This window comes from Luteococcus sp. Sow4_B9, assembly GCF_052116585.1.
GTDB lineage: Bacteria > Actinomycetota > Actinomycetes > Propionibacteriales > Propionibacteriaceae > Luteococcus.
This window is the reverse complement of record NZ_JBQKKT010000005.1, coordinates 32,320-52,738: the sequence shown is the minus strand read 5'-3', so window position 1 is coordinate 52,738 and position 20,419 is coordinate 32,320. Positions and strand designations below refer to the sequence as shown.

Below are 20,419 nucleotides of genomic sequence, written 5' to 3'. Positions count from 1 at the left end.
TCAATTGTATTGAGGATGTCATGACCACCACCGAACGCCAGCCCGTCCTCTTCCTCAGCCATGGAGCGCCGCCGCTGGCCGACGACGCCACCTGGACCAGCCAGCTGCACCGCTGGGCCCAGGACCTCCCCAAGCCCCAGAACATCCTGATGGTCTCGGCCCACTGGGAGCAGGCCCCCACCACCGTCAGCGCCTTCGAGCGCAAGAACCCCCTCACCCACGACTTCTGGGGCTTCCCGCAGAAGTACTACGAGGTGACCTACGACTCGCCCCTGGCGCCCGATCTGGCAATGGACGTCGCCCGACTGATCGCCACACCCGAGAACCCCATCCAGCACGACGAGAACCGCGGCCTCGACCACGGTGCCTACGTGCCGCTGGTGGAACTCTTCCCCGAGGCCGACGCCCCCGTCCTGCAGATGAGCCTGCCAACCCTGGACCCGCGCCAGTTGTTCGAGATGGGCCGCAAGCTCGGGGAGCTGCGCGAGCAGGGCACCATGATCATCGGCTCGGGCTTCACCACGCACAACCTGCGCTGGTTCAACCCGTCGGCCCCCGCCGACGCGGCCCCGCCCACCGTGAGCGCCGAGTTCGACCAGTGGGCCGCCGAGGCGATGGCCCGCGGCGACGTCGACGTGATCCTGGACTTCGAGCGCAAGGCACCCGCCGCCAAGCAGGCCCATCCCCGCACCGAACACTGGGCGCCGCTGTACGTGGCCCTGGGTGCGGCCGATGCCACGGGCGGAGTGCAGAACAAGACCGCCATCGACGGATTCTGGTTCGGCCTCAGCAAGCGCTCCTGGCAGTTCGCCTGAGCATCGCGGCGGGGTGGGAGCTGGCACCCTCGCCCCGCCTCGCGTCGCGTGGGTTCCAGCACCCCGCGTGGGATCTGACGCCCCCACCCAGCGTCGCGTGGGTTCCAACATCCCGCGTGCGCTACAACACACGCCAACCACCCAAACCCACGCGCGCCTGCAGCAGCCAGCCCAAACCCACGCGAGCCTGCCGGAACCAGCCCAAACCCACGCGACGCAGGGCGCCGCCCCCGACATGGGCTGGGAGCGGCGCCCTGACACAGAACGAGGTCAGCGCATCACGTGCCGGGGGCAGTGACGTCGCGCTCCCAGAAGCGCAGCTTGCCGAAGGCCTGCACCGCCTTCGTCGCATCAGCCAGAGCGACCCAGCCCTCGTCGGGGACGACGCCCGCGGCCGTGACCAGCGCTTCCGCCTCGGGCACCCATCCCACGATCTTGAAGTTCACGTGGGCCTCGGTGATGAAGTCACGCGCCTCGGGCACGTCGGCCAGTTGCGCCGCCGCCTGGGCAGTGACCAGCAGTGCGACGGCGTCGTAGAGCGCCGCCTTGGTGCCCTTGATGAACTGCAGCCCGGGCTGCTGCGAGCCGTCGGACAGCGTGACGCCACCCACCGTCGGCGTGATCACCTCCACCATGCCGCCGACGCCGGTCACCTCATCCACCAGGACCTTCAGGGCCTTGGCGTCGGTCTTCTCCCCCACCAGCAGACCCAGCTTTCGGCCCTTGAAGTCCTTCGGCCCGTTCTTCAGGATGCTCAGGGCGTCCGACGCGGGCAGGTCCTTGCGCGGCTCCACCGCCGGCTTCGAGGCCTCCGGCAGCTCCATGCCCAGGCCGTCGGCCACCCGCTGCGCCAACGACTCGTCCACATTGCGCAGGTTGCCCAGCATCCGGGTGCGGATCTGCGGCACCTCACACTTGCTCAGCTCGAAGGTGAACGCGTCGACGACGTGCTGCTGCTCCACCTCGGTCTGCGAGATCCAGAACTGGCGCGCCTGGGAGTAGTGGTCGGCAAAGCTCTCGGGACGCGCCTGGTGCTTGGCTCCGCTCACCTGTTCGGCCTCGAAGCGCAGCCCCAGCTCCTCGCTCTCCCGGGGGCCCCGCTCGTCGCCGCTCCACGAGTTCGGCTCGTAGCTGGCACGGCCGGTGTGCACCTGGCCCTGCATGTGGCCGTCGCGGTGGAAGTTGGCCATTGGGCAGCGCGGGGCGTTGACCGGCAGCTGGGTGAAGTTCGTCGAGCCCAGACGCTTCAGCTGGGTGTCGAGGTAGCTGAAGTTGCGGCCCTGCAGCAGCGGGTCGTCGCTGAAGTCGATGCCGCGCACGATGTTCTGCGTCATGAACGCCACCTGCTCGGTCTCGTCGAAGTGGTTGGCGACGGTCCGGTTGAGCGTCATCTTGCCGACGGGGCGCACCGGCACCAGTTCCTCGGGGATCAGCTTGGTGGAGTCCAGCACGTCGAAGTCGAAGGAGTCGGCGAACTCGTCGTCGAAGACCTGCACGCCCAGCTCCCACTCCGGGAAGTCACCGGCCTGGATGGCATCCCACAGGTCGCGACGGTGGAAGTCCGGGTCCGCGCCGTTGATGCTGAGCGCCTCGGGCCAGGTGACCGACTGCAGACCCTGCAGGGGCTTCCAGTGGAACTTCACGAAGCGCGCCTCACCCTTGGCGTTGACGAGCTTGTAGGAGTGCACGCCGAAGCCCTCCATGAAGCGGAAGGAGCGCGGGATGGCGCGGTCACTCATGGCCCACATCAGCTGGTGGGTGCTCTCGGGCAGCAGCGAGATGAAGTCCCAGAAGTGGTCATGGGCGCTCTGGGCCTGCGGGAAGCCACGGTCGGGAGCCTCCTTCACGGCGTGGATCAGGTCCGGGAACTTGAAGGCGTCCTGCACGAAGAAGACGGGCATGTTGTTGCCCACCAGGTCCCAGTTGCCCTCCTGGGTGTAGAACTTCACCGCGAAGCCGCGCACGTCGCGGGCCAGGTCGAAGGAGCCCTTGTTGCCGGCGACGGTGGAGAAGCGGACGAAGACCTCGGTCTTCTCCCCCGCGCGGGCGAAGATGTCGGCGCAGGTGATGTCCTCGAGACTCTCGTAGGTCTCGAAGACGCCGTGGGCACCGGTGCCGCGGGCGTGCACGACGCGCTCGGGGATGCGCTCGTGGTCGAAGTGGAAGATCTTGTCGCGGAAGACGTGGTCCTGCAGGAGTGCGGGGCCGCGCGTTCCGGCGGTGGCGAGGTTCTGGTTGGTGGCGACGGGGCCACCCTGGCTGGTGGTCAGCGCGTCGTCGCGGCCCTGCGCCTGCTGGTGGCGCTCACCGCCGGGCGCGATCGGGTCGTCGGGCTGGACCTCATTGGCGGGGGCGGGCTGGGCGGGGTACTTGGGATCCCTCTGGGTGGCCACGTGCTTCCTCCTCTGGTGGTCGACGCCTGCGCGTCGAGACGTACAACCCCACTGTGACAAGCAGGAACCTTGCGTCCCACACCCTCACGGGGGCAATGACCCCCTGTTCGTCGAGGGCGAAGCGGCACCCACCCCTGTGGGTCTGCCCGGCGTCGTCGGGCCGCCGTAGACTCGCCAACCGGCAACCATTCACGAGGAGGCGACGATGAAGGCACTGACCTGGCAGTGCACCGAGCAGGTGGAGGTTCGTGAGGTTCCGGACCCCCGGATCGAGCAGCCGACCGACGCGATCGTGCGCGTGACATCGACGGCCATCTGTGGCTCCGACCTGCACCTCTATTCCGTCCTCGGCCCCTTCCTGGATGCGGGCGATGTGCTGGGCCACGAGTTCATGGGCATCGTCGAGGAGGTGGGCCCCGAGGCCGGGGACCTGAAGGTGGGCGACCGCGTCGTCGTCCCCTTCAACATCTCCTGCGGACACTGCTTCATGTGCACCCACGGGAAGCAGTCGCAGTGCGAGACCACCCAGGTGACCGACCAGGGCAAGGGCGCGGCGCTGTTCGGCTACACCCGGCTCTACGGCCAGGTGCCGGGTGGGCAGGCCGAGTACGTGCGGGTGCCCCAGGCGCAGTACGGTCCGGTGAAGCTGCCGCACCACGGCGTCGACGAGCGCTACCTGTACCTCTCGGACATCCTGCCCACCGCCTGGCAGGCCGCGAAGTATGCCGACGTCGCGCCGGGGCAGACCGTCGCCGTGATGGGGCTGGGTCCGGTGGGCCAGTTCGCCGCCAGGTCTGCCCGCCAGCAGGGCGCCGAGCGCGTGATCACGGTGGACCTGGTCGACGAGCGGCTGCAACTGGCCCGTGACTTCGGTTTCGAGACCGTTGACCTGCGCGAGGTGGACCACGTCGGCGACGCGATCCGCGACCTCACCGCCGGCCGGGGCGCCGACGCGGTGATCGAGGCCGTCGGCATGGAGGCGCATGGCTCCCCCGTCGCGGAGACGGTGATCACCGGCGTCGGGAAGCTGCCCAAGCCCGTCGCGCGCAAGGTGACCGAGACCGTCGGCATTGACCGACTTGCGGCGCTGCAGGCCAGTTTCGACGCGGTGCGCCGCGGCGGCACCGTCTCGGTCGCGGGCGTCTATGGCGGCGCTGCGGACCCGATGGACCTGATGACGCTGTTCGACAAGAACCTCACGATCCGGATGGGTCAGTGCAATGTGCGCCAGTGGACCGACGAGCTGCTGGAGCTCGTGCAGCGCGACGGCGACGTGATGGGCACCGAGACGCTGGCCACCCACCGTCTGGGCCTGTCGGAGGCGGCCGAGGCCTACGCCACCTTCCAGCAGAAGAAGGACGGCTGCATCAAGGTGGTGCTCGACCCCACCCGCTGAACCGAATCCCGGGACGCCGCTCGGGTTCTTGACGTCCGGTCGTGTTGCACCTTGCACCGCGAACGGGTCTGGAACCTGCCGTGTCCTTCGGGCACGAAGGAGGGGGCGGATCCGGTGGATCCGCCCCCTCCTGGGATGACCGGGCGAGTCAGCCGGTCACCATGTCAATCATTCGTCATCCTTGCGACGACGTCCCGCAACCAGGAAACCCGCTCCCGACAGCGCGGCCAGAACACCGAGCCCCAGCAGCGCGGGACTCACCACGGCACCCGTGTTCGGGATCCGGACGCCTGGACGCGGCGCCGGCTGCGTGGGCGGCGGACCCGCCGGACCCTCCGGCTGGGGGGTCACACTCGGCTCCGGACCAGGCGTCGGCTCGGGCGACGGCGTCACACTCGGCTCCGGACCATCGCCCGGCACGTGCGCATTGGCCGGGTCCTCATCCTTCACCGGGGTCGGGGTGGGATTGTCGGGCGTGGTCGGCGGGGTACCGACCACGGTGCCGACATTGGTGTGCTGCTGGCCCGCCATGGGAGCAACCAGGGACGCGGTACAGGTCATGCTCTCACCGGGTGCCAAGGTCGTCTTCAGGCAGCTGATCCTGTCTGCGGCCACCTTGTCGTCGCTCACCGTGACGTCGGTCAGCTGGGCCACACCGATGTTGGTCACCTCATAGGTGATCTTCATCGTCGAACCCGCGCGCACCTCCACACCGGGGGCCTCGTTCGCGTCATCGCCATTGATCTTCTTGATGATCTGGATGGCGGGGACATGCGCGTTGCCCTTGTCCTCGTCGGTCACGGGCGGTGGGGTCTTGCCACCGGGCGGCGTCGGCGGGGTACCGATGACGGTGCCGACATTGGTGTGCTGCTCGCCCACCTTCGGTGCGACGAGCTTCGCGGTGCAGGTCATCTTCTCGCCCACCTTCAGCGTGGTGCTCGGGCAGGTGATGTCCGTGACCTTGTCGTCGGTGACCTTCACGTCCGTCAGGTCGGTCTGGCCCGTGTTGGTCACCAGGTAGGTGATCTCCATCTGGGAACCGGCCTCGACGGCGACACCGGGAGCGGTCTGGGCATCGTCACCGTTGATGTACTTGACGATGTCGATGGCAGCGGGCTTTGCGTGCCCCTCGCTCGGCGGGGTCTTCACCTCGGGGACCTCCGGCGGGTTCTCCACCGGCGGCACGCCCGGAGGCGTGGTGGGCGGCGGGTTGTCACCCGTCGGGGGCGTCGTCGGCGGAGTGGTCGGCGGCACGGTGGCCGTCGCCTCGTCGACGTGCTTGCCCTCGCCCATCACGAAGGAGGCACGGCAGGTGCGCACCTCGCCCGCGGCGAGGCTGGTGATGACATCACCGTTCTCGTTGTCGCAGACGATCGACGTGAGGCTGGCGCCGCCGGTGGTCACCTTGTCGGCCACCGTGACATCGGTGAGGGTGCCCTTCGAGGTGTTGGTCACCACGAAGGTCGCCTCGACGGTGTCACCGGGCTTCACGCCGATGGCCGTGTCGTCGGTGTGGGCAGCCACACCATTGAGGAACTTCTCGATGGTCAGGCTCGGAGTCCAGGCATTGCCCGGATCCTTCGGCGAGTCGACCGGCGGCGGGGTCTGCGGGTTCGGGTTCTCCGGAGTCGCCGGCGGCGTCTTCGGAGTGCCGTGGGCCACAGCCTCGTTCGTGTGCTGCTCGCCAGCCTTCGGGGCCGGGGCGGTGCCGCGGAAGATCACGGCCTCGCCGACCTCGAGCGTTCCGGTGAAGGAGGCGGTGGCCTTGGTGGCCACATTCCACTTCACCGCGTCAGCCTTGATGCCCTCCACTGTGACACCCGAGGGCGAGAGAACCTGGTCGGTCACGTTGACATCGTTCAGCTGGGTGGTGCCGGTGTTGGTCACCAGGTAGCTGATGTCCATCGTCGAACCGGGAGCAACCTCGACGCCGGGTGCCGTGTTGGCGTCCGCGCCGTTGATGTACTTCACGACGGTGATGCCGGGCTGTCCGGTCACCGGGGTGCAGACGTGGTTGTTCTCGTAGCCGTCGTTGTCGCCGGCCATGGTCACCTCGTTGAACAGCCCCTGGGTCTTGTTCGGGGCGAGGGCATCGGACGAGCACTCACCCAGCGCCGCCCAGTCGGTGATCTTCGCCTGGTCGACGGCATAGGTGACGACGACCGTGTGCTCCTTCATGGCACCGGCGGCGAGCTTGTCGCCCGCGGTGACTTGGAAGGGAACCGTCGTGGCTGCCAGGTCCTGGCCGTCCACCGTGATCTTGCTGATCGAGAAACCGGCCGGGATGGTCGGCAGGTCGGTCACGGCGGCCGAGGTGCCCTCGCTGGTGCCGGTGTTGGTCACCGTCACCGTGTAGTTGCGGGTGATCGAGGTGTCCCCGGCGGCGAGGCTGACCGGGCCGTCGGTGGTCTTCTTCTCCACCTTGAAGTCGGAGGCACCGGTCACCGGCACACAGGCGTCGTTGTTGCCTGTGCCCTCGGTGTCGGCATCGCCCGCCATCGTGACGGCGTTGTACAGGCCCTTGGCCTTGTCACCGACGGCGGTGGTGCCGCCGTCGTCGCAGGTGCCCAGCGCGGTCCAGGTGGCCGGCGTCATCGCGCTCTGGTCGACCGTGTAGTCGACGACCACGACGTGGGCCTTCGAGCCTCCGACGGTCAGGGCGTCACCGGGGGTGACCGCCCAGGTGCCGTCGGTGCTCCCGGCGACCGCCGGGTTGCCGTCGACGGTCACGGCCGTGACCGTGAAGCCCGCGGGCGCGGCCGGGGTGTCGATGACCGCGGCGGACGTGCCGTCAACCGTGCCCGTGTTGCGGACGGTCACCGTGTAGGTGGCCTGCGCCGTGGTGGCGTCCTTGGGCAGCGTCACCATGCTGGTGCCCGTGGTCTTGGCGACCGCGAACTCCGGGGTGGTGGCATTGGCCGGGTCGTCATCCTCGACGGGCGGCAGCGGCGTGGTGCCGGGGGTGCCGTCCGGGTTCTCGGGGATGTACGGCGTGCCGTCCGGGTTGGACGGGATGCCGGTGACGGTGGCGACGTCGGTGTGCAGGACACCATTGCCGGCCGGGGCCGTCATGGTGGCGGTGCAGGTCATCGACTCACCAGCAGCCAGCTGAGTCTTCGGGCAGGCCAGGTCGGTCGGGGCGGCGGTGCCACCCGCGGTGACCTTGTCGGCCACGGAGACATTGGTCAGCAGGCCATTGCCGGTGTTGGTCACCAGGTAGGTGATGGTCATCGGCTGGCCGGCGGTGACGCTCACACCCGGCGCGGTGTTGGCGTCGTCGCCGTTGATGGACTTCACGACGGTGATGCCCGGGGTCCAGGCATTGGCGGGGTTGTCGTCGGTGACATCCGGCGGCGTGGTGCCACCGGGGTTCTCCGGCGGGGTGCCCGTGACCGTGCCCACATTGGTGTGCTGCGTACCGGCGGCCGGGGCCGTCATGGTGGCGGTGCAGGTCACCGTCTGGCCGGCGGCCAGGGTCGCGATGACATTGCCGGTGGCCGGCGCCGGGCAGCTGATCGCCGAGGCGGCGACCTTGTCGTCGGTCACGCGGACATTCGTCAGCGCAGCGACGCCCGGGTTCGTGACGACGAAGCTGATGTTCATCGTCGAGCCGGGAGCGACGGCCGCGCCGGGAGCGGTCTCGGCGTCGTCACCATTGATGAGCTTCTTGACGGTGACGGCCGGGACGTGGGCATTGGCCGGGTTGTCGTCGGTCACGTCCGGCACCGGGGTGGTGCTGGTGGTGCCGTCGGGGTTCTTCGGGTAATAGACCGAGCCGTCCGGGTTGGCCGGGGTGCCGGTCACCGTGGCGGTGTCCGTGTGCTGCGTGCCGACGGCCGGGGCCGGCAGCGTCGCGGTGCACTGGACGGTGGCGCCGGGCGCCAGGGTCGCGGGCAGGACGTTCTGCGCGCCCGCGGTGGCGGGGTCACAATCGATCGCGTCGCTGGCGATCCTGTCGTCGGTCACGCGGACATTGGTCAGCGAGGTCAGGCCGGTGTTCGTGACGTCGAAGGTGACGTCCATCGTCGAGCCGGCGGCGACGGACACACCGGGAGCGGTGTCGGCGTCGTCGGCATTGATCTTCTTGACGACCTGGACCGCCGGGACGACCGCATTGCCCTGGTCGGTGTCGGTGACAGGCGGCGGGGTGCTGCCGTCAGGATTGTCCGGCGGGGTGCCGACGACGGTCGCGGTGTTCGTGTGCTGCACATTCGCGGCCGGGGCCTTGATGGTGGCAGTGCACTCCACGGTCGCACCCTTGGCCAGGGTGCCGATCACATTGCCGGTGGCCGGGGCCGGGCAGCTGATGGCCGTGGCGGCGACCGTGTCGTCGGTGACGGTGACATTGGTCAGGTCCGTGGTGCCGTCATTGGTGACGACGAAACGGATTGCCATGTCGCTGCCGGGGGCGACGACGACACCGGGCGAGGTGTTGGCGTCGTCATTGTTGACGTACTTCACGATGCTCACGTGCGGCACCGGGGTGTCCACGGTGGTGGCATTGGCCGGGTTGTCATCGGTCACGTTCGGCGGCTGGGTGCCGTCCGGGTTGACCGGCGGGGTGCCGGTGACGGTGGCGACGTCGGTGTGCAGGGTGCCCGCAGTGGACGGGGCCTTGATGATCGCGGTGCACTGCATCGTCTCGCCCGCGGCCAGGGTCGTCTTCGGGCAGGTGATCGCACCGACGGTGCCGCCGCCGGCGGTGATGGCGTCGGTGACGGTGACATTGGTCAGCGCGGTCAGGCCGGTGTTGGTGACGTCATAGGTGATCGCCATGTCCGAACCGGTGGTCACGTTGACGCCGGGGGCGCTGTCCGCGTCGTCGCCATTGATCTTCTTGACCACCTGGATAGCGGGGACGTAGGCGTTGGCCGGGTCCTCGTCCTCCACCGGAGTTCCCGGGGTGCCGTCCGGGTTGGTCGGCGTGCCGGTCACCGTGGCGGTGTTGGTGTGCTGCGTGCCGGCGGCCGGGGCGGTCAGCGTTGCAGCACAGGTCATCGATTCACGCACCGCGAGGGTGGTCTTCGGGCAGGTGAAGGAGCCGGCCACGACCTTGTCGTCGGTGACGGCCACATTGGTCAGCGGCTGTTGGCCGGTGTTGGTCACCAGGTAGGTGATGTTCATCGTCGAGCCCGCGGCGACGGCCACACCGGGAGCGGCGTTCGCATCCTCACCGTTGATGGACTTCACGATGGTCACACCGGGAGTGGTCACAACAGGCACACAGGCGTCGTTGTTGGTGGTGGTGACGTCACCGGCCATGGACACGGTGTTGAAGATGCCCTTGGAGGTGTCGCCGCCCCCGGCGAGGTCGCAGGTGCCGGCGGCGGTCCAGTCGGCAGTTGCCGGGTCGACCGTTCCGTTCAGGACCACGACGAAGGTCTGCGAGGCACCGCCGGCGAGGTCGACGCCCGCGCTGACCTGGAAGGGGCCGGCCGCCGGGGTGACGGTGGTGCCGTCGACGGTGGCACCGGTGACGGTGAAGCCGACCGGCACGCTGGGTGCGTCCGTGATGACTCCGGTGTTGCCGGTGGTGGTGCTGGTGTTGGTGACCTTCACCTCATACGTGGCGGTCCAGGTGTTGTCGGCCGCGATGGTGACGGGGTCACCGGCCGTGCCGTTGGCCTTGCCCTGGACGGTCTTCTCGACCTCGAAGCCGGGCAGGCCCGGAACATTCGCATTGGCCGGGTTCTCGTCGGTGACCGTCGGCGGGTTGGGAACCGTGGTGGTGGCCGGTGGGGTGCCGACGACCGTGCCCGTGTTGGTGTGCTGCGCACCCGCCGCGGGGGCCGGGAAGGTGGCCTCACAGATCACCATCTGACCGGGAGCCAGGCTTGCGATGACATTGTTGGTTCCGCCGGCCGGACAGGTGATGTCCGTCGCGGGGATCTTGTCATCCGTCACGGTCACATTGGTGAGCGGCTGCGCACCGATGTTGGTCACCTCGAAGGTGATGGGCATCTGCGAGCCGGCCTCGACGGTGACACCGGGAGTCTCGTCCGCATCATTGCCGTCGATCTTCTTGACGATCTGGACCGCGGGGGTGCCAGTCACGTTGGTGCAGACACTGTTGTTCGCGGCGCCGTCCGAGTCGGTGGTGCCCGCCGGGAAGGCGACGGTGTTGAACAGCCCCTTGGTGGCGTCGCTGGTGGCATTGCCACCGGAGGTGGTACACGCGTCAAGCGCCGCCCAGTCGGTGTCGGTGATGGCCGCCGGGGTCACCGTGTAGGTGATGACCACCTTGTGCACCAGCGGGGTGGCCGGATCCACCGTCTGGCCACCGGCGATGGTGAACGAGCCGTCGGCGTTCACGGTGACGGGGTTGCCGTCGACGGTGACTCCCTTGATGGTGAAGCCATTGGGCACGTTCGGGGTGTCGATGACGTCGGGAGCCGCGCCGGCGGTGGTGCCGGTGTTGCTGATGGTGACGTCATGGGTGCGGGTCACGTCCTGCGGAGCCGAACCCGCGATCACCAGCGCGGTGTCAGTGGTCGACTTCTGCACCGACCAGCCGGCGGCCGGCGCCGGGGTGGCATTGGCCGGGTTGCTGGCCACGACGGGAGCCGGCTGGCTCGGGGTCGGGTTGCTGCTCGAGCTCGGGATCGGGCTCGGGCTGGCCGAGGCGATGCCCACATCGCTGTGCAGCTGGTCGATGGCCGGACCAGCGGCGGTCGCGGTGCAGGTGACGCTGGCGCCGGCAGCCAGGCTGGCGATGACGTTGTTGGTCGACGGGGCGCACACAATGTTGGTGGCGGCGACGCTCGGTGCGGTGGCCGTGTCGGTCACGGTCACATTGGTCAGGGCCACGACGCTCGGGTTCGACACGATGAACTGGATGTCCATCGGCGCGCCGGCGGCGACCAAGGCGGCCGCCTCGGGGGTGTCGGCGTCCTGCCAGGTGCCAGCCTGGTCCTTGATCTGCTTCTTGATCTCGAGACCGTTGGTGTGGGCATTGGCCGGGTCGTCGTCGGTGACCGCAGGGACATTCGGAATCGGCGTCACCGTGCCCGCGTCGTCGACGGTGACCGGGGTGCCCTCGACAGTGGAGGTATTGGTGTGCTGGGTGCCCACCGCGGGCGCCGGATAGGTCGCGGTGCAGGTGACCGAGCGACCCGCGGGGATCAACGGCACCACGTTCTTGCTCGTCTCAGCCGCGCCGGCGAGGGTGCAGTCGATGCTCGTTGCGACAATCTTGTCGTCGGTGACGGTGACGTCCTGCAGGGCAGTGTTGCCCGTGTTGGTCACCTCAAAGGTCACACTCATGGGCGAACCTGCGTTCACAGGCACGCCTGGTGCGGTGTTGGCGTCATCGCCATTGATCTTCTTGACGATCTGCACCTTCGGGTCAGCCAGCGTGGTGCACGACGGGTCATCGCTGCCGGGAGCATTCGGGTCATCCGTCAAAACGCCCTTGGGCAGGGACACATCGGCGACCGTACCTTGGTTGCAGACCTTGGTCTGGCCCGGCTGCATGGTGACCTGGAAGGTGACAGTGGCGGTGTCACCAACAGGGATCACCCCCGGGAAGTTGGTCTGTGTACCGTGGACCTCACGCTCGGTGGCGTAGGGCGTGGTGCCGTTGGCATCGGCGATCGAAGAGCCATTCAGCTTGGTGGATCCGGCCACATAGGTAGAACCGGCAGGCACTTGGTCAACGAAGGTGACACCTGTGGCCGAGAGCTGGCCCGTGTTCTTGATCGTGATGGTGTAGGTGACGGTGCCCCCCTCGCCGATCGTGTCGGGTGTGGCGGTCTTGGCGATCTGGAGATGGGGGGACGGGACGGCGCAGGAGGCAAGGTCGCCAATGCCACCCATCGTGTCCGCCTGCCGCACCAGCGTCGGCTCGCCGTTGTCCTTGTTGATCGTGTAGAAGCCCGAGGTGGTCGACCCATTGTCGACGGACGAGGCATAGAGAGTGCCGTCGGATCCGAAGGCGATGCCGTTGTAGTAGGTGCCGACGCCGCTGACGTCGTCCGGGGTGCCCATCGGGCCCACCAGGGTGGCGGTCGGGTCGGTGCCCTGGAGAGCAGCCGGGCCGATGGTCATCAGGTAGGTGTTGTCGGCCGCGGAACCAACCGATGCCAGGACCCACATGGTCCCGGTGCCGTCGAAGGCGATGTCTCCGGAGGTCAGTTGCGTGAAGTCGATGGTGGAGCCATCGGGCAGGGTGACCGAAGGGGCGCCGTGGTTCACCACCTGGGTGAGTTCGTTGGCCGTGGTACGCCCGGTGGGATAGGTCGGCAACGTCGACACCTGGGGCAATTCGAACAGGTTGCCGGTGTCCTCGTTGATGCTCCACAAGGTCCCATTGGCATCCACGGCGTAGCGGTTGGAGTTCATGCCCTCGGCGTAACCGAGCGAAGTGATCTCACCTGTGGTGAGGTCAATCCGGAACAGCTCGTCGGTGAAGGTGTTGCCCACACGTCCCGAGAAGTAGCCCAGGTTCGGGGTGGTGGGGTCGATGGCCAAGGCGGACGAGCCCGTCACCCAGCCAGAGACATAGCTGGCCGAGGGCTCATCCCAGTAGTAGTACGAGGCGATGTCATTGGGGAGGACGAAGGGAGTCCCCACAGGCGTTCCCGCCGAAGTGAGGGCGCCGATCTGGTTGGTGTCCGGGTAGGCCCTCATGAAGCTGGAGTACCAGATGTTCTCGCAGGTACCGGACGCTCCACCGCCCGTGCCCTCTGTGACGGTGACCGTGTCGGAGAGGCTCGCCGTCTGATTGATGTAGCGCCCGTAGTAGTCGGCCACCTGGAAGTCGAAGTTGGCCGTGATGTCCTGGGTGGTGGTCACTCGCCCCGAACACGTGAACGTCGCGGACTGCCCAGGGCTGACAAAGTACTGGTCCGGGGAGTAGGTCGATTCGGTGAGCCCTGAGACGGAGGCGGAGCAAAGGCTGTTGGAATTGGACGCATACCAGAGATACTTGTCATTCGTCACGTTCTCGACGGTGTACGTCACGCTGACCGTGCCGCCACCGGCCGGAAGCGTCGTCGGCGTCACCGTCGACGTGACGGTGTAGCTGCCGCCGTCGGAGGTGGCCGTGTCGGCGGCCGCCTGCCGGAGGGTCTGCGGGGCGACCAGGCCTTGACCGACCATGCCCATCATGGCCACCAGAGCCATGGTGATCATCAGCCGCAGGCTCTTGTCGGCGGCGTGGTACGGCCGCGACATGGGGGTGCGACCGGAGGTTCGCAACGTCATCTTGCTTCCTTGGGGGAGGAATGAGGGCACACCAGACGGGCGTCCCACTGCCTATAGGTATGTCGGCATACTTGCGGATCATTTGCTGAAAAGCCAGTGCGATTGAGACTTTGTGCGATGAGTCACAACGATCTTCAGGAATGGTCGTGTGCTCAGGTGAGTCACGTCGCCGGGACTCCCCGCTGGCTCGGATCCGTGGCCAGGTCCGCTACAGTGGAGGAGTTGGTCCGCCCAGTCTTGCCGCGGACCCTCGGTGATCGGAGCCCACTCTTCCCCGGAAGCGCTCCGCTGGCCGCGCCGCACCGCCCCTCCTGGGCGGACCAAGCTGAGCGCGCCGTGCAAGACACCGATCGTGATTGGTATCTCCACTTGTCTGACTTCATGACCCTGGGCGTGCCCCAGGCCCTGTCCGCTGCCCTCGCCGAGCGCGGCATCACCAGCCCCACCCCGATCCAGCAGGCCACGCTGCCGGACAGCCTCGCCGGACGCGACGTCCTCGGCCGCGGCCGCACCGGATCGGGCAAGACCTTCGCCTTCCTGCTGCCCTGCGTCGCCCGACTGCAGGCCTCCGGCACCCGACGTGTCGCCAAGAAGCCGCGCGCGCTGATCCTCGCCCCCACCCGTGAGCTCGCCACCCAGATCGAGGAATCCCTCCTCCCGCTGGAGAAGAGCACCAGGCTGGAGAGCCTCACCATCTTCGGCGGCGTCGGCCAGAACCCGCAGGTCCGCACCCTCGCCAAGGGCGTCGACGTGCTGATCGCCTGCCCCGGCCGCCTGCTGGACCTGATGGGACAGGGCGCCGTGGACCTGTCCGCCGTCGAGATCTGCATCCTCGACGAGGCCGACCACATGGCCGACATGGGCTTCCTGCCCATGGTCAAGCGCATCCTGGACAAGGTCCCCGCCGACGCGCAGAAGATGCTCTTCTCCGCCACCCTGGACAATGGCATCGACGTGCTGGTGAAGCGTTACCTGCACTCCCCCGTCATCCACGAGGCCGACTCGGCCCAGAGCCCGGTCAGCACGATGGACCACCACGTGCTGGAGGTCCACAAGGACGACAAGGCCGGCATCCTCGCCGACCTGGCCGCCGCCCCCGGCAAGACCATCCTGTTCACCCGCACCAAGCACGGCGCGAAGAAGCTCGCCAAGCAGTTGCTGGCGCGCGGCATCCCCGCCGTCGACCTGCACGGCAACCTCGCGCAGAATGCCCGCACCCGCAACATGGAGGCCTTCCACTCCGGACGGGTCGACACGCTGGTGGCCACCGACATCGCCGCCCGCGGCATCCACGTCGACGACGTCGAACTGGTGGTGCACGCCGATCCGCCCACCGAGCACAAGGCCTACCTGCACCGCTCGGGCCGCACCGCGCGCGCCGGCAAGGCCGGAACCGTCGTCACGATGGTGACGCCGGACCAGCGCGGCGAGGTCCGCGGCCTGATGCGCGCCGCCAAGATCCGCCCCACCGTGAGCAATGGCGACCGTGCCACGCTCGACGAGTTGGCCCCCGGTGAGCGCACCTTCCTCTCCCCCGCCGATGCGGAGAAGACCGCCTACCCGCAGAAGGTGGAGCAGCAGGCCGCCAATGCCCAGAGCCGAGCGGCTGGCGGCCAAGGAACCGGTGGCCAGGGAACGAGTGGCCGAACAACCGGTGGCGGTGGCAACGCTGGCGGTGGCCGCGGACGTGGTCGCGCAGGACAGCGGCCGGGTGGTCGTGGCCGTCGCGGCTCCGGCCAGGGCGTCCAGGCGGCAGCGCAGGCGCAGACCAGCCCCTCCGGGCAGGGTGAGTCCCGTCGTCGCAGCCGCCCGTCCAGCCGCACCGGCGCCGCCACCGGCGGCAGCTCGACGCACAGCGCCGCGAGCTTCTCCGCCTCCCGCGGCCGTCGCTGACACTGCACCGCTGACCACCCCGTCGCCGACGGGACCACCCAAACCAGCACCACCACGGGCCCGCCCCGGGAAGCACGAACTTCCCGCGGCGGGCCCGTCGTCATGTCTGCGGCAGGTGTCGCCCACCCCGCTCCGAGCATGAGGAGGGGGGCGAATCCTTGCGGATCCGCCCCCCTCCGGGGATGTCAGCCGTTCAGCTGATCACCTTGTGATCACCGTGTGTCACTCGTCGTCCTTGCGACGCTTGCCCAGCACCAGGGCACCCGCACCAGCCACGACGCCCAGGGCGCCAGCAGCCAGCAGGAACGGGCTGACCTCGGAACCAGTCCGCGCGATCACACGACCAATCGGACCCGGAGCAGGAGCAGGCTGGGCCGGCTCCTCGGGCTCCTCATCCGTCGGCATCAGCGGCAGGACCGGGATCTCCACCTGGTCCTCACCCTCATCACCCTCACCCGAATTGGTGGTGGCCACATTGACGATCGGCGTCTGCGCATCCACATCCGCCTGCGTCACGGTGTACTCACCACTGGTGGCACACGTCTCCGCAGCACCAGGAGCCAGCACCGTCACACACGGCTCGTTCTCCAGACCCAACATCGGATCACTGATGGTGATGTCATGCAGATCAACCTCACCATTGTTGGTCACCACGAACGAGTACGCGATCACCTCACCAGCATCGGCATAGCCATTGCCATTGGTGTCACGCAGCTGGGCCTTCTTGGTGAGCTGCAGGCGCGGCTCGGGCTCACCCGAGGGCTCCTCCGACGGGGCCGGGGTCTCCGACGGCGTCGGGGTCGGGGTCTCCGACGGCGTCGGGGCGAGCTGGTCGGTGACGACGAGGGTCTTGCCGTCCTCGCCCACCTCAACCGAGTTGCCAGCAGCATCCTTGACCGTGACCGTTCCATCCAGCTCCACGGTGAAGGTGATGTCCGTGACGGCCAGGTAGCCGTTCGGCGCAGCCTCCTCGTGGAAGATGTAGTCGCCCGGAACCAAGGTCATCTGGTGCGGGGTGTCGGTCGAGATCCAGCTGTCCTGCTGCGTGCCGTCAACCTTCGAGACGGTGATCGAAGCTCCGGGGAGCTCGTCGCCGGCAATGTCCACCTTGGAGATGGCAACCGGGTACACCTGGCTCTGGTCAGTGACGGTCAGCTTGCCATCGGTGCCGACAACGGTGTTGCCAGCGGTGTCGGTGACCGTCACCTTGCCCTCGTTCACCTCGAAGGTGATGTCGGTGACAGCGGTGTAGCCAATCGGCGCGGTGTCCTCATGGAAGACGTACGTGCCGTTCGGCAGGTTCTCGATCACGTGCGGCGTCGTGGTCGACGTCCAGCTCTCCACCACGGTGCCGTCGGTGTTACGGATCTCGATCTCCGCACCCGGCAGCTCGGAACCACCCAGGTCGACCTTCGAGAAGGTCACCTCGTTGGTCACGGTGACGGTCTGCTCACCATCGTTGATGTCCTTGTGCTCGGCCACCACGGCGCCACTGGCGTCGTAGGCGGTCTCGAAGGCCACCAGCGACTTGCCGTCGTAGCCCGCGGGAACCGTGAAGGTCACCGTGATGCTGCCGTCAGCAGTGGTGGGGGTGAAGGTGGTCTCGGCGGTGATGCCGGTGCCGGCACCCGTCGCCTTGTCCATCAGCTCGCCCTTGACCGTGTAGCTTTCGCCCACGGTCAGGCCCGTGTAGGTCACGGTGTCGACGACGGTGCCGCCGGCAGAGTCGAGCACCTTGTCACCATCAGCCTGGTCCGCAGCCGAGGTACCGATCGACGGGACACCCGGGGTGGGGGTCGGCGTCGGGGTCACCTCGGGAGTCGGGGTCGGCGTCGGGGTCACCTCGGGAGTCGGGGTCGGCGTCGGGGCATTCTCGACGGTCACCGTCTGGGCGGTGTCGTTGATGTCCTTGTGCTCGGCCACCGGAGTCGTGGTGCCGTCGGCATTCACAACCTCGAGGGTCTCGAAGGCGACCAGCGTCGTGCCGGCGAAGCCCGCACCGAAGGTGAGCTCCACGTCGACGGTGCCATTGGCAGCAGTCGGGGTGAAGGTCTTCCATGCGGTGGCACCGATCTCCGCACCCGTAGCCTTGTCGACCAGGGTTCCCGAGACCTTGTACTGCGTGCCCGGAACCAGGTTCTGGTACGCAACGGTGTCAACGACAGTGCCGCCGGTGTGGGCGATCACCTTGTCGCCGTCGGCCTTGTCCTTGGCAGTGGTGCCGATGGACGGGTTGGGCGTGACGGTGACGGTCTGGTTGGTGTCGTTGATGTCCTCGTGCTTGGCATCCTCGACAACCGCACCGGTGGAGGCGTCGATGTGCGAGACGGCCTCGAAGACCACGAGGGTCTTTCCGGCGTAGCCCGCAGGCACCGTGAACTCCAGGTTGACCGTGCCATTGGCGGTGGTCGGAACCAGCGTGGCCGTGGCCTTGATGTCGGTGGCGATCGCATCGCCAGCGGCAGTGCGCTCCATGACCGTGCCGGTCACGGTGTAGGTCTTGCCGACCTCGAGGTTGATGTAGGTGACGGTGTCGACGATCGTGCCACCCTCAGCAAGGAGGACCCGATCACTGTCGGCCTTGTCGACGGCGCTGGTGGAGACCAGCGGCTCATTGCCCACGACGACGGTCTGCTTGACGTCGTTGATGTTCTCGTGCTTGGCAACATCGGTGATGGTGCCGTCAGCAGCGACCTCGGTCACCTTCTCGAAGACCACCAGGGTCTTGCCCTCGTAGCCCTCGGGAACCAGGAACTCCAGCTCGACCGTGCCATTGGCGGCGGTCGGGGTGAAGGTGGTGGTGGCGGTGATGCCGGTGGACATGTTCAGAGCCTTGTCCATCAGCGTGCCGTTCAGCGTGTACTCCTTGCCGACGGTCAGACCGGTGTAGGTCACGGTGTCGACGATGGTGCCGCCGGTGGCAGCCAGGGCCTTGTCACCGTCAGCCTTGTCGACCGCGCTGGTGGCGACGGTCGGGGCCTTCTCGACGGTGACGGTCTGGTCCGCGTCAGTGATGTCCTCGTGCGTGGCCACCGGGGTGGTGGGGTTGGCCGAGGTGGCCAACGACTCGAAGACCACGAGGGTCTTGCCCGCGAAGCTGGCCGGGACGGTGAACTCGACCACGACGGTGCCATTGGCGGTCGTGGGCGTGAAGGTGACCGAACCAGTGATGCCGGTCTCGGCGCCCGTGGCCTTGTCCATGACCTTGCCGGACATCACGTACTCGGTGCCGGGCACCAGGTTCGTGTAGGCAACGGTGTCAGCAATGACACCACCCTTGTAGCTGATGATCTTGTCCTGGTCGGACTTGTCGGCAGCGGTGGTGCCGATGGTCGGCTGCGGCTCGGGAGTGGGCGTCGGAGTCGGCGTCGGAGTCGGCGTCACCTCAGGAGTCGGCGTCGGAGTCGGCGTCACCTCAGGAGTCGGCGTCGGAGTCGGCGTCACCTCAGGAGTCGGCGTCGGAGTCGGCGTCACCTCAGGAGTCGGCGTCGGAGTCGGGGTGGGAGTCGGGGTCGGCGTCGGGGTCGGCTCGGCCTGGTTGGTCACCGTCAGCGTCGAACCCGAAGCAGTCGCATCCAGGCTCGTCTCAGACACCACACCACCGGACACGGTGAACTCGACATCAGTCACCACCACGTAACCCGTCGGAGCAGCAACCTCGTGGAAGGTGTACGTACCATCCGGCAGATCAGCAATCACGTGAGGAGTCGTGGTCGACGTCCACGAATCCACCAACTCACCAGCAGCATCACGAATCTCGATCTGCGCACCAGCCAGCTCAGCACCAGCAATGTCCACCTTCGAGATCGTCACCGGCTGAGCAGTCGGCGTCGGAGTGGGAGTCGGGGTAGGCGTGGGAGTCGGCGTAGAACCATCGGCCGGCACGAAGGAGACCGTCAGGAGGCTCTGGTAGCCCGCCACGTCGGGCGTGTAGATGTTGAGGGTCATGCCAGCCGGAGGCTCTGCCAAGGTGACGGGGGAGGTCACCTGACCTGTCAGAATCTGGAATGCCTGACGGATCCCGTCATAGTTGGAGGTTGCGTCGGTGAGGTGCGAGCCGTTGTCGCCATCGGTGTAGTAGTACACAGCGGCCTGCGTCGCGAAACGGAACTCCTCGTCGGTCAACCCGAGGCTTGCCTGCAGCCCAGCGGCATCATTCGGGTAGCCGTTCTGGATGACCTTCAGCACACCCGCATCAGCATCTGCCGCAGGCGCGTCGGCGTAGGTGGCGAGAGATGCATCCGTGTGCTGCGTGAACTGCACCGGAGTTTTTGGTTCGCCCAGAGCATTGACACCCAAGGTATCACCGGGCGTGGCCGGGGGCTTGTCCAGGTTGAAGCAGTAGGCAATCTCGCCGGCGCTTGCCGTCCCGTCGTAACTGGCCTGGGCATCGGCGGCATTTGCCGAAACCCGCAGAGGGCTCACGTAGGCAGTCTGATTGGTCCCGTCACCCCACGGAGCCTGATGGCTCGCAACATTGTCGACGTAACCATAGAAGCCCGCGGCGAACGCGCGGGGAGCAGCTGTCATCAGGCCACCCACCGAAAGGCATGCGGCTATCAGGAGCAGCAGTACCTTCCTCAGTGGCGAAACTTGTTTCGCATGTGTCATCGGGGGATTCCTCTTCCTGCAGGCCCGGGGACGGGCGGGTGTCGAGCGCGCCGTAGGGGAGGGCACGCCGAGCCTTACTATGCCGGTCGGCAGACCGAAACACACCC

At 67.6% G+C, this 20,419-nt stretch carries 6 protein-coding genes; 3 read left to right on the top strand and 3 right to left on the bottom strand.

The genetic code is table 11. From position 1 onward, the window contains the following. Window positions 1-20: 20 nt before the first annotated feature. Window positions 21-815, top strand: coding sequence for a dioxygenase family protein (locus ACTQ49_RS05030; RefSeq protein WP_441826756.1), 795 nt, complete (start codon window positions 21-23; stop codon window positions 813-815). Window positions 816-1,093: 278 nt separating this feature from the next. Here the strand turns inward: ACTQ49_RS05030 and ACTQ49_RS05025 are convergent, their stop codons facing one another. Next, on the bottom strand, window positions 1,094-3,208 hold the full coding sequence (locus ACTQ49_RS05025) for a catalase (RefSeq protein WP_441826755.1): 2,115 nt from the start codon (window positions 3,206-3,208) through the stop codon (window positions 1,094-1,096). Window positions 3,209-3,413: 205 nt separating this feature from the next. Here ACTQ49_RS05025 and ACTQ49_RS05020 point away from each other — a divergent pair, with 205 nt between their 5' ends. Next, a complete protein-coding gene (locus tag ACTQ49_RS05020; RefSeq protein ID WP_441826754.1) occupies window positions 3,414-4,604 on the top strand; it encodes a zinc-dependent alcohol dehydrogenase in 1,191 nt (396 codons plus the stop codon). 168 nt (window positions 4,605-4,772) lie between these two features. On the opposite strand, the gene ACTQ49_RS05015 is transcribed toward ACTQ49_RS05020, so the two are convergent. Continuing rightward, window positions 4,773-13,808, bottom strand: coding sequence for a DUF7507 domain-containing protein (locus ACTQ49_RS05015; RefSeq protein WP_441826753.1), 9,036 nt, complete (start codon window positions 13,806-13,808; stop codon window positions 4,773-4,775). Window positions 13,809-14,189: 381 nt separating this feature from the next. Here ACTQ49_RS05015 and ACTQ49_RS05010 point away from each other — a divergent pair, with 381 nt between their 5' ends. Then, window positions 14,190-15,701 (top strand): DEAD/DEAH box helicase, encoded by a 1,512-nt coding sequence (locus ACTQ49_RS05010; RefSeq protein WP_441826752.1) that lies wholly within the window; start codon window positions 14,190-14,192, stop codon window positions 15,699-15,701. Window positions 15,702-15,923: 222 nt separating this feature from the next. On the opposite strand, the gene ACTQ49_RS05005 is transcribed toward ACTQ49_RS05010, so the two are convergent. After that, window positions 15,924-20,231 carry a VaFE repeat-containing surface-anchored protein gene (locus ACTQ49_RS05005; protein WP_441826751.1) on the bottom strand — a complete coding sequence of 1,436 codons (4,308 nt, stop codon included), beginning with the start codon at window positions 20,229-20,231 and terminating at the stop codon, window positions 15,924-15,926. Window positions 20,232-20,419: the final 188 nt, after the last annotated feature.

What these genes read in the sequence shown, in the direction of transcription:
- ACTQ49_RS05010 (WP_441826752.1), top strand. Translation starts at nt 14,190, where the DNA reads ATGACCCTGGGCGTGCCCCAGGCCCTGTCCGCTGCCCTCGCCGAGCGC.
- ACTQ49_RS05020 (WP_441826754.1), top strand. Translation starts at nt 3,414, where the DNA reads ATGAAGGCACTGACCTGGCAGTGCACCGAGCAGGTGGAGGTTCGTGAG.
- ACTQ49_RS05030 (WP_441826756.1), top strand. Translation starts at nt 21, where the DNA reads ATGACCACCACCGAACGCCAGCCCGTCCTCTTCCTCAGCCATGGAGCG.
- ACTQ49_RS05005 (WP_441826751.1), bottom strand. Translation starts at nt 20,231, where the DNA reads ATGACAGCTGCTCCCCGCGCGTTCGCCGCGGGCTTCTATGGTTACGTC.
- ACTQ49_RS05015 (WP_441826753.1), bottom strand. Translation starts at nt 13,808, where the DNA reads ATGACGTTGCGAACCTCCGGTCGCACCCCCATGTCGCGGCCGTACCAC.